Annotated in this window: 10 protein-coding genes; 1 reads left to right on the top strand and 9 read right to left on the bottom strand. The window is 68.8% G+C overall.

The features are described from left to right. Window positions 1-201: 201 nt before the first annotated feature. Window positions 202-447 (top strand): hypothetical protein, encoded by a 246-nt coding sequence (locus tag TSH64_RS20200; protein WP_109447671.1) that lies wholly within the window; start codon window positions 202-204, stop codon window positions 445-447. 109 nt (window positions 448-556) lie between these two features. On the opposite strand, the gene iolB is transcribed toward TSH64_RS20200, so the two are convergent. The 9 genes from iolB to TSH64_RS20155 all read right to left on the bottom strand — a co-directional run bounded on the left by iolB (window position 557) and on the right by TSH64_RS20155 (window position 13,116). After that, on the bottom strand, window positions 557-1,366 hold the full coding sequence (gene iolB / locus TSH64_RS20195) for a 5-deoxy-glucuronate isomerase (protein WP_109447670.1): 810 nt from the start codon (window positions 1,364-1,366) through the stop codon (window positions 557-559). A 101-nt stretch (window positions 1,367-1,467) separates the two neighbouring features. After that, the gene (locus TSH64_RS20190; RefSeq protein ID WP_109447669.1) at window positions 1,468-2,973 is read right to left on the bottom strand and encodes a CoA-acylating methylmalonate-semialdehyde dehydrogenase; all 1,506 of its coding nucleotides are present in this window, start codon (window positions 2,971-2,973) and stop codon (window positions 1,468-1,470) included. 8 nt (window positions 2,974-2,981) lie between these two features. After that, complete coding sequence (gene iolE, locus TSH64_RS20185) at window positions 2,982-3,872, bottom strand: myo-inosose-2 dehydratase (protein ID WP_109447668.1); 891 nt, start codon at window positions 3,870-3,872, stop codon at window positions 2,982-2,984. Between the two features lie 56 nt (window positions 3,873-3,928). Further along, on the bottom strand, window positions 3,929-5,776 hold the full coding sequence (gene iolD, locus TSH64_RS20180) for a 3D-(3,5/4)-trihydroxycyclohexane-1,2-dione acylhydrolase (decyclizing) (protein ID WP_109447667.1): 1,848 nt from the start codon (window positions 5,774-5,776) through the stop codon (window positions 3,929-3,931). 60 nt (window positions 5,777-5,836) lie between these two features. Beyond that, window positions 5,837-7,780, bottom strand: a complete 1,944-nt coding sequence (iolC, locus tag TSH64_RS20175; RefSeq protein ID WP_109447666.1) for a 5-dehydro-2-deoxygluconokinase — start codon at window positions 7,778-7,780, stop codon at window positions 5,837-5,839. Between the two features lie 85 nt (window positions 7,781-7,865). After that, window positions 7,866-8,876, bottom strand: coding sequence for a Gfo/Idh/MocA family oxidoreductase (locus TSH64_RS20170; protein WP_109447664.1), 1,011 nt, complete (start codon window positions 8,874-8,876; stop codon window positions 7,866-7,868). A 381-nt stretch (window positions 8,877-9,257) separates the two neighbouring features. Next, the gene (locus TSH64_RS20165; protein ID WP_109447662.1) at window positions 9,258-10,286 is read right to left on the bottom strand and encodes a LacI family DNA-binding transcriptional regulator; all 1,029 of its coding nucleotides are present in this window, start codon (window positions 10,284-10,286) and stop codon (window positions 9,258-9,260) included. A gap of 92 nt (window positions 10,287-10,378) precedes the next feature. Then, complete coding sequence (locus tag TSH64_RS20160) at window positions 10,379-11,977, bottom strand: DHA2 family efflux MFS transporter permease subunit (protein ID WP_109447660.1); 1,599 nt, start codon at window positions 11,975-11,977, stop codon at window positions 10,379-10,381. Continuing rightward, complete coding sequence (locus TSH64_RS20155; RefSeq protein ID WP_109452856.1) at window positions 11,974-13,116, bottom strand: HlyD family secretion protein; 1,143 nt, start codon at window positions 13,114-13,116, stop codon at window positions 11,974-11,976. The genes TSH64_RS20160 and TSH64_RS20155 overlap by 4 nt, the downstream gene beginning before the upstream one ends. Between the last annotated feature and the right edge of the window lie 121 nt (window positions 13,117-13,237).

Raw genomic sequence — 13,237 nt, 5'->3', positions numbered from 1 at the left:
ATGCACCGGCGCCAACCCGCGCTATCCGCTGGTCGCCGAGATCAGGCAGTTGCTGGTCGACAGCTATTACGGACGCGCTTATGTCGAGCCGTCGGCCCAGGACGCCGCACCGGTCGAAGTCAAGCCAGCCGGCAAGTCCGCCGCCCGCAAGGACGCGGCGCTCGCCAAGTAACGAAACCCTTTAAGTCAGGATACGAGACCATGAGCAAAGCGATCATGTGGGCCGAAAGCGATGCCCGCGGCTTCGAGACCGAATGCCTGTTCAACGAGGACAACCGCAGCTACGAGGTGCTGGTCACCGCGACTGGCCTGGGACTCGACAAGGCGGAGAGCTTCCCGGTGGTCGAGGATCCCGGCCTGGGGATGTGCCCCGCCGACCTCGCCCGCTCGATCAAGCTGGCCGACCGGCTGGTGTGGGAGATCGACCGGTCGCTCGGCGACCTCTGAGGCGAGCCACGCCGCCGCCGGACGGCAAGTCGATCTGTTTGAAAAGCCCCCGTCCGAACTGCCGGACGGGGGCTTTTCCATTGCCGGGACCGTGACCGCGGGCCCCCGGTCAGCCCGGCGCCAGCAGCCAGCGATGTTCCGGGGCGGTGTTGAAATGCCAGGCGCGGCGGGGGCCGGCCATCACGTTCAGGTAATAGCCGGTGTAGCCGTGGGCGGCCCCGACCGGGTGGTAGCCGCGCGGGACCATGACGAGGTCGCCGTTTTCCACCGCCATCGCCTCGTCCAGCGAGCGGTCGTCGGTGTAGACGCGCTGGAAGGCGAAGCCCTGCGGCGGGTCGATGCGGTGGTAATAGGTCTCCTCCAACTGGGTCTCCGTCGTGCCGTCGTCGGCGTCGTGCTTGTGCGGCGGATAACTGGACCAGTTGCCGGCCGGGGTGATGACCTCCACCACCAGAAGGCTGTCGGCCGGCTGCGATTCGGGCAGGATGTCGAAGACATGGCGGGTGTTGCTGCCCTGCCCGCGGACCGAGGCGCCGACATCCTCCGGACGGATCAGCCGCACCGGCAGCCCGCCGTTCAGGCCGGGCGCGGTGCAGACCGCCAGTTCCAGCGCGGTGGTGGCCCTGACCCGCCACGGCGTCCCCTGCGGCAGATAGATGGCATAAGGCCTCTTGTCCTCGAAGGGGGACATGCGGTCGCCAAGCTCGGCCCAGTCCCGGTCGCCGGCCGTCGCCGCACCGCGCCCGGCGACGAAGATCAGGCAGGTCTCGCGGTCCGCATCCTCGCCGGAAACGGTCATGCCCTCCTCAAGGCGGTAGAGGTCGAACCCGATGCACGACCAGCCCGCCGATTCAGGCGTGACATGGTGCACCCGGCCGGCCGGGTCCGGTGCGTGGTTGCGCAACAGCAGCTTGCTCATGGTCGCCCTCTGTGGTGCCGGATGGTCTCGCGATGCGTCTCCGCCCCCTGGCGAAGCCGTGTTGGGTTCAGGCGCGGACGGTTCGGATCATATGTTCCCGCTCACGTCATCGTCGGCATCACGAAGTCGGCGCCGGACCGGATGCCGGTCGGCCAGCGGCTGGTGATGGTCTTCAGCCGGGTGTAGAAGCGCACGCCTTCCGGCCCATGCATGTGATGGTCGCCGAACAGCGAGCGCTTCCAGCCGCCGAAGCTGTGGAAGGCCATCGGCACCGGGATCGGCACATTGACCCCGACCATGCCGATCTCGATCTCCGCCCCGAAGGCGCGCGCGGTGTCGCCGTCGCGGGTGAAGATGGCGGTGCCGTTGCCGAACTCGTGCGCGTTGATCAGGTCGACCGCCGTGCGGTAGTCGGGAACCCGCACCACCGCCAACACCGGGCCGAAGATCTCCTCCTTGTAGATCCGCATGTCCGGCGTGACGTGGTCGAACAGGGTGCCGCCGAGGAAATAGCCGTCGCCGCACTCCGGATCGGCGATCTCGACCCGACGGCCGTCGACCACCAGCTTGGCGCCCTCCTCGATGCCGAGGTCGATGTAGCCGCGCACCTTGTCGCGGTGCTGGCGGGTGACCAGCGGCCCCATCTCCGAGGCCGGGTCGGTGCCGGGACCGATCTTCAGGGCGCGAACCCGCTCGGCCAGCCGCTCGACCAGCGCGTCGGCCACCGCCTCCGTCACCGGCACGGCGACCGAGATCGCCATGCAGCGCTCGCCGGCCGAGCCGTAGGCCGCCCCCATCAGCGCGTCCACCGCCTGATCGAGGTCGGCATCGGGCATGATGACCATGTGGTTCTTGGCGCCGCCCAGCGCCTGCACCCGCTTGCCGTTGGCCGCCCCGGTGGCATAGATGTATTGCGCGATGGGAGTCGAGCCGACGAAGCTGACCGCCTTCACGTCGGGATGGCTCAGCAGCGCATCGACCGCCACCTTGTCGCCATGGACGACGTTGAAGACGCCGTCGGGCAGGCCGGCCTGGGTCAGCAGCTCCGCCATGAACAGGGCCGCGCTCGGCACCCGTTCGGACGGCTTCAGGATGAAGCAGTTGCCGCAGGCGAGGGCGACCGGGAACATCCACATCGGCACCATGGCCGGGAAGTTGAACGGCGTGATGCCGGCGACGACGCCCAGCGGCTGGCGCAGCGAATGGCTGTCGACGCGGGTGCCGACATTCTCCGCCACCTCGCCCTTCAGCAGATGCGGGCCGCCGCAGGCGAACTCCACCACCTCCAGCCCGCGCGCCACCTCGCCCAGCGCGTCGGAATGGACCTTGCCATGCTCGGCGGTGATCAGGCTGGCGAGCCGGTCGGCGTTCTGCTCCAGCAGCTGCTTGAAGGCGAACATCACCCGGGCGCGGCGCAACGGGGTGGCGGCCGACCAGGACGGGAAGGCGGCACGGGCGGCGGCGACGGCGCGGTCGACCTCCGCCGCGGTCGCCAGCGGCACCTTGGCGCTGTTGCGGCCGGTCGCCGGGTTGTAGACGTCGCCGAGCCGGCCGCTGGTGCCATCGATCCGCGAACCGTTGATGAAATGCGATACGATGTTGGTCATTTGGATGCTCACAGGCCGTATTCTGTTACGAGCGCGCTCAGATGCCGGCGGCCCTTGGTGACGTAGGTCAGGGGATGGGCCTTGGCGGGGTCCTGTTCCGCCTCGATCACCAGCCACTGGCCGCGATAGTCCGCGTCCTTCAATGCCTTCAGCACGGCGGGGAAATCGACGCAGCCGTCGCCCGGCACGGTGAACACCCCGTCGATGACGGCGTCGAGGAAGCTGCTGTCGGTCGCCTTGGCCCGCGTCAGCACGTCGGCGCGCACGTCCTTGCAATGGACATGGTTGATGCGGCGGCCCCATTTGGCGATCAGGTCCAGCGGGTTGCCGCCGGCGAAGGTCAAATGGCCGGTGTCGAGCAGGATGCCGACGCTGTCGCCGGTGACCTCGGCGAAGCGGTCGATCTCGTCGGGCGTCTCCACCACCGTGCCCATGTGGTAGTGGTAGGCGAGCGGCGTGCCCTGGTCGCGCAGGTAATCGCCGAACGCCGCCATGCGGCGGCCGAACTCCGCCCACTGGCCGGACTCCAGCGTCGGGCGTTGGGACAGCGGCGTGCCGCGGGCGCCATGGACGCAGCCGGTTGTCTCGGCCACCACCATCACCGGGCAGCCCATCGCCTTCAGCAGCGCCAAGTGCGGCTGAACCGCCTCGATCTCCTCGGCGACGCTGCGCTCCAGCAGGCCGGCGCTGTACCAGCCGGACACCAGCGACAGGCCGTAGCCGTCGAGGATCGGGCGCAGCACGGCGGCGTCGCGCGGGAATTTGTTGCCAAGCTCGAAGCCCTGGAAGCCGGCCTCGCGCCCTTCGGCGAGGCACTGCTCCAGCGGCGTTTCCCCGCCCAGCTCAAGCATATCGTCGTTGCTCCAGGCGATCGGATTGACGCCGAGACGAACGGTCATGATCGGATGCTCCCAAGACGGAAGAAGATGGTGGGAATTGTGGAAGAGGGGCGCGGTCAGCGGCGCTGGCGGGCCTTGTTGGCGACGTAGCGTTCACGCGCCGCCGCGACCTCGGGACGGGTCGAGAGTTCCGGCACCGGCACGTCCCACCACGCCCCGCCTTCCTGGGTGGAGGGCAGCGGGTCGGTGTCGATGACGATGGCGTAGGTAACGGGGGATTCCTTGGCGCGCTCCAGCGCCTGTTCCAGCTCGGCAACACCCGTCACTTTCTCGGTCACGGCACCCAGCGCGCGCAGATGGCCGGCGAAGTCGATGTCGGGCAGGGTCTCGGTCTCGTAATGGGTGTCGCGCAGCAAATTGTTGAAGGGGGCGCCGCCGCAGGCGTTCTGCAAGCGGTTGATGCAGCCATAGCCGCGGTTGTCGAGCAGGACGACGATCAGCTTGCGCTTCATCGCCACCGACACGGCCAGCTCGGAATTCAGCATCATGTAGCTGCCGTCGCCGACCATGACGAAGGTCTCGCGGCCCGGGCAGGCCATCTTGACGCCCAGCCCGCCGGCGATCTCGTAGCCCATGCAGGAGAAGCCGTATTCCAGATGGTAGCCGCCGGGCCGGCCGCTGCGCCACAGCTTGTGCAGCTCGCCCGGCAGGCCGCCGGCAGCGCAGACGATGGTGCCGTCCCTGCCGGCGGCGCGGTTGACCGCCCCCAGCACCTGGGCGTCGGTCGGCAGGTCGAGCCCGGCATCGGCGGTCACCCGGTCGACGATGCGGGTCCACACCGCCGTGCGCTCCTGCGCCAAAGCCTGCCAGGACAACGGCGCCGACCAGTCGCCGAGCCCGGCGTCGAGGGCGGCCAGCCCGCGCGCCGCGTCGGCGACCAGCGGCAGGGCGTCGCCCTTCACCGCATCGAAGGCGGCGACGTTCAGCCCGGCGAGACGGGCGCCGCGGTTGGCGAAGATTGTCCAGGAGGCGGTGGTGAAGTCGGCGAGCCGGGTGCCGACCGCCAGCACCAGATCGGCCTCCGCCGCCAGCTCGTTGGCGGCGCTGGAGCCGGTGACGCCGATGGCGCCGACGTTGCTGGGATGGTCCCAGACCAGGGCACCCTTGCCGGCCTGGGTCTCCACCACCGGGATGCCCCGGCGCTTGGCGAAGTCGGCCAGCGCGTCGCAGGCGCCGCTGTAGAACACGCCGCCGCCGGCGACGATCAGCGGCTTCTTCGCGCCGCGCAGGGCCGCCGTCACCGCGGCCAGCTCGTCGCGGTCGGGCTCCGGACGGCGGGTGCGGCGGACGGTGCGCTCGAAGACGGAAATTGGGAAATCATGGGCTTCCGCCTGCACGTCCTGCGGCAGGCAGAGCGTCACCGGCCCGCACTCCACCGGGTCGGTCAGCACCTGGAGGGCGCGGCGCAGGCTGGGGATCAGCTGTTCGGGGCGGGTGATGCGGTCCCAGAAGCGCGACACCGGGCGGAAGCAGTCGTTGGCGCTGACGGTGGCATCCTCGAACCGCTCGACCTGCTGCAACACCGGGTCGGGGGCGCGGGTGGCGAAGACGTCGCCCGGCAGAAGCAGCACCGGCAGGCGGTTGACATGGGCCAGCGCCGCCGCCGTCACCATGTTGACGGCACCCGGCCCGATGGAGGTGGTGCAGGCCATCATGCGGCGCCGTCCTTGCGCCTTGGCATAGGCGATGGCGGCGTGCGCCATCCCCTGCTCGTTGTGGGCGCGGTAGGTCGGCAGCACATCGCGGGCGGCATGCAGCGCCTCGCCCATGCCCGCCACGTTGCCGTGGCCGAAGATCGCCCAGACACCGGCGAACAGCGGCAGTTCCCGGCCGTCGATCTCGACATACTGGGCGCTGAGATAACGGGCGACGGCCTGGGCGACGGTGAGGCGCACGCTGTCCATGATGGCTTCTCCCTACCGGGGCCAGTCCGGCCCCTGTTGTTTTTGGCGATGGTGCGAGGATCAGGCGGCGTGGCGGCTGCGCTGTTCCTGCCAGAAGGCGATCAGCCGGCCATAGGCGGCCTCCATCGCCGCGACCGCCGCCGCGTCGTCGATGCTGCCGGCCAGCCACGCCTCGGCGGCGGCGCCGAACAGGGTGCGGCCGATGGCGAAGCCCTTGCAGACCGGCTGGCGGGCGGCCAGAGCCAGCCCGGCCTTCAGCTCCTCCTCCGGCGCGTCGAGGCCGAGGATCAGCACGCCGCGGCACAGCGGGTCATGCCGGTCGATGGTGCCGGCGATGCTGTTCCAGGCTTCCTGGCTGGCCGGCGCTGGCAGCTTCCACCAGTCGGGATGGACGCCAAGCCCGTAGACGCGTTCCAGCGCACTGGAAATCGTGTCGTCGCCGGCCGGCATGCCGCGCGGCGGGATGATCTCCAGCAGAAGCTCGTGGTTGGTGGCGCGGCAGGCGGCGAACAGGGTCTGGATCTGGCGCTCCTGCTCGGAGCGCAGCGCCTCCTCGTCGTCCGGGTGGTAGAAGGCGAGGCACTTCACCACATGCTCGGCCGGCCATTCGCGGATGGTCACGGCGATGTCGGGGCCGCCCTCGAAGCGCAGGGGACGCGACCCCGGCAGTTCCACCGGGCGGCCGATCCAGGCGCCGGTCCCGGTCAAGGCATCCAGCGCGTCCTGGCCGTGGATGCCGTCCAGCAGCATGCCGAAGCCGTCGCGGCCGTCGCAGGCCTGCCGTGCCGCCTGTTGGGCCGCCTGTAGGGCCAGCAGCTTGAAGGCTGCGATACGCGCCGGGTCGGCGCCCAGCCGCGCCGCCATCGCCTCCAACTGGGCGCGGTGGTCGATGGCGAAGGCCATCACCTCCGGCCAGTCGCGGCGCCGCGTGGTCGCCCAGTGGATGTGCGAAAGGCGGGCATCCTCGCGCAGCCGCGGCGTCGGGCTGCCGTTGGCCAGGAAGTAGGACAGCTCCGTCCAGGTCGGGATGGCGGGTGCGCAGCCGTGGCGCGACACCGCGAAGGCGCCGCAGGCGTTGGCGAAGGCGCAGCATTCCTCCAGCGGACGATCGCGCAGCCAGCCGCGCAGGAAGCCCGACATGAAGGCGTCGCCGGCCCCCAGCACATTGTAGACCTCGACCGGGAAGCCGGGGCCGCGGATGCCCTGCTCCAGGCTGTCGGGAATGGCAGCGGGGAAGACGACGCAGCCCATCGGGCCGCGCTTGCACACCAGCGTCGCGCCGGTCAACTCGCGGACCCGGCGCAGCGCCGCCAGCGTGTCGGTGCTGCCGCCGGCGATGTGGAACTCCTCTTCCGTGCCGACGATCAGGTCGCAGCCGGGCAGGATGGTCTGCAACAGGGCGCTGACGCCGCCGTCGGCGACGAAGCGCTCCTCCCCCAGCCCGTGACCGGTCAGCTTCCACAGCACCGGGCGGTAATCGATGTCGAACACCACCTTTGTGCCGTTCTCGCGAGCCAGCCGCATCGCCTTTCGCATGGCGGCTTCGGTCGTGGGGGTGGAGAAATGGGTGCCGCTGACCACCACGGCCTTGGCCGAGGCGATGACGTCTTCCCGGACATCCTCCTCGCAGATCGCCATGTCGGCGCAGTTCTCGCGGTAGAAGATCAGCGGAAAGGTCTTCTTGTCGCGGATGCCCAGGATGACCAGGGCGGTCAGCCGTTCCGGATCGGTGACGACGCAGCTGGTGTCGACGCCTTCGCGGATCAGCTGTTCGCGGATGAAACGCCCCATATGCTCGTCGCCGACGCGGGTCAGCAGGGCGGAGCGCAGGCCGAGGCGCGATGTCCCGACCGCGATGTTGGTGGGGCAGCCGCCGACATATTTGGCGAAGCTCTGCATGTCCTCCAGCCGGCCGCCGACCTGTTCGCCATAAAGGTCGACGGAGGAGCGGCCGATGGAAATGACGTCGAGTTCGCGCTCGGTTTGACCGCGTTGAGTTGGCATGGGTCAGCTCCGCTGTAATCCGGTCGTCGGATTGGCGATGGCAATGGATACGGACCGGTGGCCCCGTGCGCCGGACAGGCGGCCGTCAGCTGTAGAGCGCCGGACGGCTGGGCAGCGTGATGGCGACGGCCTCGCCCTCGCGCTCCTGCGCGGTGACGCAGGCATCCGACGTGATGGCGGCGACATAGCCGTCCCAGCAGGTCGGGCCGGTGGCGGTGCCCTGGGCGGCGGCCTTCAGGAAGTCCTGAAGCTCCACGTCGTAGGAGGCGATGAAACGATCCTTCCAGTCGGTCAGGATCGGGTTCTGCAGGCTGGCATTCAGGCGCATCTGCACCGCCATCGGTTCCGGCAGGCGGGCGATGCCGTCCTCGCCCACCACCTCGCACTGGATGTCGTAGCCATAGTGGCAGTTCACGAAGATCTCGACATCGATGACGACGCCCTTCGCCGTCTCCAGCAGCACGACCTGCGGGTCGCGCAGCTTGCCGTGGCTGCGGGCGGCGCGGCGCGGGAAGATCACGCGGGCGGACACGTAATCGTCGTCCAGCAGCCAGCGGAACACGTCGATCTCGTGGATCAGCGTGTCGTGGATCGCCATCGGCGTGACGTAATGCTGGGGGACCGTCGGGTTGCGGTGGGCGGCATGGACCATGATCGGCGCGCCGGTGCGGCTGGTCACCGCCTCCTTCAGCGCGATGTAGCCGGCATCGTAGCGGCGCATGAAGCCGACCTGGACCAGACGTTTGCCGCGCGCCACCTCGGCATCGACGATGCGCTTGGCGCCGTCGGCGGTGGTGGCGAGCGGCTTTTCGCAGAAGCAGGGCTTCCCGGCGGCGATGGCTGCCAGCACATACTGCTCGTGGCTGGCGCCCCAGGAGGTGACCAGAACCGCATCGACCAGCGGCGAGGCGATCAGCTCCTCGCCGGTCTCAAAGATCTCGGCATCGGGGGCGATGTCGGCCCGCACCGCTTCGGCGGACTCGCGGTTGACGTCGGTCAGGGCGACGATCTTGCCGCCGGCCAGGACCTGCTCGATGCGCCGGGCATGGTCGCGGCCGATGGCGCCGGTGCCGATGATGCCAAGTCTGACGGTCATTGTTTTAATGCCTCATGTCGTTCGGTGGGCGAGCGGGGCCACGCGCGCAGTCCTGCGCGCCGCGCCCGGGCGGGTCACCGGGGTCGATTGCGGTTTTCGGTTCTTGGGGGGCCGCCCGCTGGCGGGCCGCCGGAAATGGCTGGAGTGTGATTGTTTCAAGCGGAATCGCTTGAAGCGTGAATCACACGGAAAACCAAACTCTAGGGTTCCGAATCCGTCATCGCGCTTCCTCCCGGCCGTTTCTGCTCTTGATTGGCAGGGGAAGCATTCACCATCGCGCACGGTCCGGTCAACGCGCCAGCCGGCCGGATCGCCGTCAAACATGAGAGAATTTGCAGCACATCATGATGGTTTTCCATCATGGCGCCAGAAGGTTTTTCCCTACAGGCTCTCCGGCGTCCACAGCTGGGCGGGAAGGAAGCGCTGGCCGGGATTCTCCGCCATGCCGTGTTCGATGCTGTGGACCATCATCTCGATCAGGTCGGCGCAGAGCGCCGGCAGCGGCGTCGCCATCACCACCGAGACATGGCGGTCGAGCAGCGCCTGCCTCGATTCCGGCGTCAGCTCGTGGACGATGCAGGTCACCTCGTCCGGCCGGCGGAGCTCGCGCAATGCGGCGATGGCGCCCTCCATGCCGCCGCCCGCCACATAGATGCCGACCACGTCGTCGTGCCGGTCCAGCAGGCCAAGCGTCGCCTCGTAGGTCAGCTGGCGCGTCTCGACATTGACGATGCTGTCCATCAGGGTGAACTCGGGCGCGAACTCACGGAAATAGCTGCGGAACCCGGTCTCGCGCAGGGCATGGCCGTGATAGCGGAAGGCGCCGATGAAGACGGCGATGCGCCCCGGCCGCGGAGCAATCTTCGACATCAGCCACGCCGCGGTGCGGCCGGCCTTCAGGTTGTTGGTGCCGATGTAACCTTCCCGCACGCCCTGGGCAAAGTCGGACAGCAGCGAGAAGGTCGGGATGCCGGCGGCCTTCAGTTCGGCCACCGCGGCGGTGGCGTCGTGATGGTCGATGCCGGTGACAGCGACCGCCCTCACCTTCCCTTTCATGCCGCGGATCAGCTCGGCGAGTTCTGCCGGGGATGTCGACTGGACGAAGCGGATGGTGGCGCGCAGCCGGCGGTCGGGATGGCTGCGCGCCACCTCCTCGATCCGCGCCGCGAACTCCTGATAGAAGGCGTGACGCTCCTTTTGAAGGATGAAGCCGAGATGATAGTCGGGCTGCTGGGCCAGGGTACGCTGGCGGATGGCGTTGGCGCCGTGGAAGCCGATGTCTGTCGCCGCCTCGAAGATGCGGCGGGCGGTCTCCTCCCGCACGGGGTGCCTGCCGTTCAGCAGCCGGTCGATGGTGGCGACGCTGACGCCCGCCGCCTTGGCGAGGTCGGAAATCGTCGGGCGCTTCATGGGTGGAGACCTCATCCGGTCACGGGCGGGAACCGGCGCTGTCTATCACGAAGCATGAGGGAATGAGAGACCCTTGCACGGGCGCCTGCCGGTCAGCGCTTGACGTTGCGCAGGATCAGAGCGAGCGGCACCGCCGAGGCGGAGATCAGCATCAGCGCGAAGAACACGTCGATGTAGGACCAGTAGGCGGTCTGCATCTGCACCTGCTGGCCGATGAAGGCCATCGCCCGTTCCCGCGCTCCGGCCTCGCCGCCGGCCATGGAGAAGTAGTTGGTCGCCTGCTCCATGGTCCGCTGATAGGCCGGGTTGGACGGCACGATATGCTCGGCCAGCCGGCTGTGGTGGAACTGCTCGCGGAAGGCCAGCACATTCTGGGCGATCGACACTCCGATGGAGCCGCCGACATTGCGCGCGACGTTGATGAGGGCCGAGGCCTGGTCGGTCTTGTCGCGCGGGATGCCGTCATAGGACGCCGTGGTGATCGGGATGAAGATCAGCGGCAGGCCGATGCCGATATAGATGCGCGACCAGGCGAAGAACCAGAAGGTGGAGTCCGGGTTCAGCCGTGTCAGGTCCCACATCGCCAGCGCCACGATGGTGGCGCCGGTGGCGATCAGGTATTTCGGCTGGATGCGCCCGGCCAGCCTGCCGACGACCAGCATCATCACCATGGTCACCATGCCGCCCGGCGACAGGGCAAGTCCGGCCCATGTGGCGGTGAAGCCGTAATATTGCTGGAGAAGCTCCGGCAGGAACTGCGTCGTGGCGATCAGGATGGCGCCGGTCGCCATCATCACCAGGAAGCAGGAGCCGAACTGCCGCGTCGCCACCATCCGCAGGTCGAGGATCGGGTTCTCCCGCGTCATCTCCCACGGGATCATCAGGCAGAAGGACGCCACGCAGATGACGGCGAAGGTGATGATGAAACCCGACGCGAACCAGTCGTCGGTCTGGCCGCGGTCGAGCACCACCTCCAGCGAGCCGAGGAAGGTCGCCACCAGCAGGAAGCCGATCACATCCATGCGGATGCCCCGGCGCTTCAGCCGCTGCCGTTCCTCGATGGCGGATTTCGGTTCCTGCACCAGGAAGCTGACCAGCGCGAAGGCCATCACCCCGACCGGCCCGTTGATCAGGAAGCACCAGTGCCAGGACAGGTTGTCGGACAGCCAGCCGCCCAGCGTCGGCCCGACCACCGGCGCCACCACCACGGCGATGCCGAAGATGGCGAAGGCCTGCCCGCGCTTGGCCGGCGGGAAGCTGTCGGCCAGGATCGACTGCGAAATCGGCACCATGCCGCCGCCGGCGAAGCCCTGGAGCACCCGGAACAGCAGGAGCGATTCCAGATTCCAGGCGAAGCCGCAGGCCAGCGAGCTGACGGTGAACAGCCCGAGGCAGGCCAGATAGAAGCGCTTGCGGCCATAGCGCTTGGCGATGAAGCTGCTGGCCGTCAGCACGATGGCGTTCGCCACCAGATACGAGGTGACGACCCACGACGCCTCGTCGGCGCTGACCGCCAGCGTGCCGGAGATGTAGCGCAAGGCGACGTTGGCGATGGTGGTGTCCAGCACCTCCATGAAGGTGGCGATGGAGACCACCACGGCGATCAGCCACGGGTTGCGGCCGCCGGCGGCACTCTGCGAGGCATCGAAGCCGCCTGCGCCTGCGCCGGCACCTTCCGCGGCGGCGCTCATCGCACCGTCACCCGCGGCACGACAGACATGCCGGGGCCGATGGAGACGCCGTCCGGCCATTGGTCGACGACGATCTTCACGGGAATGCGCTGCACCACCTTCACATAGTTGCCGGTGGCGTTCTCGGCCGGCAGCAGGGAAAAGGCGGTGCCGGAGCCCGGCTGCACGCTGTCGACATGGCCGGTGACCTTGCGGCCGGGATAGGCGTCGATCTTGATGTCCACCGGCTGGCCCGGCCGCATGTCGGTGATCTGGGTTTCCTTGAAGTTGGCGGTGACCCAGATGTCGTCGGGGACGAAGATGGCAAGGCTCTGGCCGGCCTGGGCGAACTGGCCGACCGCCCCGCTCAGCTGCACCACCCGGCCGGGCTGTGCGGCGGTGACGGCGGTGTAGGACAGGTTCAACTGGGCCTGGGCCAGCTGCGCCTTCGCCCGCGCCAGATCGGCGACGGCGCTGGTCCGCTGCGCCTGGAGCGCCCCGACCTGCCGTTCGGCGGCGATCACCGCGGCGTTGGCGCTGGTCAGCTTGCCCTGCTGTTCCTGCAGGGTGGCGGTGGACTGCTGCGCCTGCTGCACCGTTCCGGCACCGCGGGATTGCAGGTCGCGGTAGCGCGCCGCATCCTCCTTGGCGAAGCCGACGGCGGCCTCGGCCTGCGAGACCTCCGCCTTGGCTTGCTCGATCTGGGCACGCTGGGCGTCGATCTGGGCGTCGTAGCCGGTGATCGCCGCCTGGGCGGAGTCGATCTGCGCCTGCGCCTGATCCAGCGCCGTCTGGTAGTCGCGCGTGTCGATGCGGAACAGCAGGTCGCCGGCATTGACATGCCGGTTGTCGCCGACCGCCACCTCCGTCACATAGCCGCCTACCTTCGCCGCCACCGGGAACTGGCGGGTGTCGACGAAGGCATCGTCGGTCGACTCGTAGGGGTGGATGTTGCGCTGCCAATAGATGTAGCCGGCCACCGCCAGCAGGGCGACCGCCACCAGCCCGGCGAGGATCGCAACCGGGTGACGGCGGATGAAGCCCGGCTTCTTGCGATCCTCGCCCGCGGCCGGCTGTCCGCGCTCGCTGCGCCCGGCCTGGCCGTCCGCCTCCTGTCCGGTGAGATCGACGACGTCCCTGCGATGCTGGTCGTCCGGCATGGTATGACGCTCCTGACCGAAATGCCGGGCGATCAGCAAGGGCCCGGTCGTTGCCGCGCGGGAGCGTCCCCGCTCCCTGTCGTGGGAGAGCGTCCCCGCTCCCCAGCGCGAAACACCGGAA

This window comes from Azospirillum sp. TSH64, from assembly GCF_003116035.1.
Taxonomy (GTDB): domain Bacteria; phylum Pseudomonadota; class Alphaproteobacteria; order Azospirillales; family Azospirillaceae; genus Azospirillum.
The sequence above is the reverse complement of the archived record's forward strand: the minus strand, read 5'-3'. Positions and strand labels throughout refer to the sequence as shown.

What these genes read in the sequence shown, in the direction of transcription:
- iolE (WP_109447668.1), bottom strand. Translation starts at nt 3,872, where the DNA reads ATGACCGTTCGTCTCGGCGTCAATCCGATCGCCTGGAGCAACGACGAT.
- TSH64_RS20160 (WP_109447660.1), bottom strand. Translation starts at nt 11,977, where the DNA reads ATGAGCGCCGCCGCGGAAGGTGCCGGCGCAGGCGCAGGCGGCTTCGAT.
- TSH64_RS20165 (WP_109447662.1), bottom strand. Translation starts at nt 10,286, where the DNA reads ATGAAGCGCCCGACGATTTCCGACCTCGCCAAGGCGGCGGGCGTCAGC.
- TSH64_RS20155 (WP_109452856.1), bottom strand. Translation starts at nt 13,116, where the DNA reads ATGCCGGACGACCAGCATCGCAGGGACGTCGTCGATCTCACCGGACAG.
- iolD (WP_109447667.1), bottom strand. Translation starts at nt 5,776, where the DNA reads ATGGACAGCGTGCGCCTCACCGTCGCCCAGGCCGTCGCCCGTTATCTC.
- iolB (WP_109447670.1), bottom strand. Translation starts at nt 1,366, where the DNA reads ATGAGCAAGCTGCTGTTGCGCAACCACGCACCGGACCCGGCCGGCCGG.
- TSH64_RS20200 (WP_109447671.1), top strand. Translation starts at nt 202, where the DNA reads ATGAGCAAAGCGATCATGTGGGCCGAAAGCGATGCCCGCGGCTTCGAG.
- TSH64_RS20170 (WP_109447664.1), bottom strand. Translation starts at nt 8,876, where the DNA reads ATGACCGTCAGACTTGGCATCATCGGCACCGGCGCCATCGGCCGCGAC.
- iolC (WP_109447666.1), bottom strand. Translation starts at nt 7,780, where the DNA reads ATGCCAACTCAACGCGGTCAAACCGAGCGCGAACTCGACGTCATTTCC.
- TSH64_RS20190 (WP_109447669.1), bottom strand. Translation starts at nt 2,973, where the DNA reads ATGACCAACATCGTATCGCATTTCATCAACGGTTCGCGGATCGATGGC.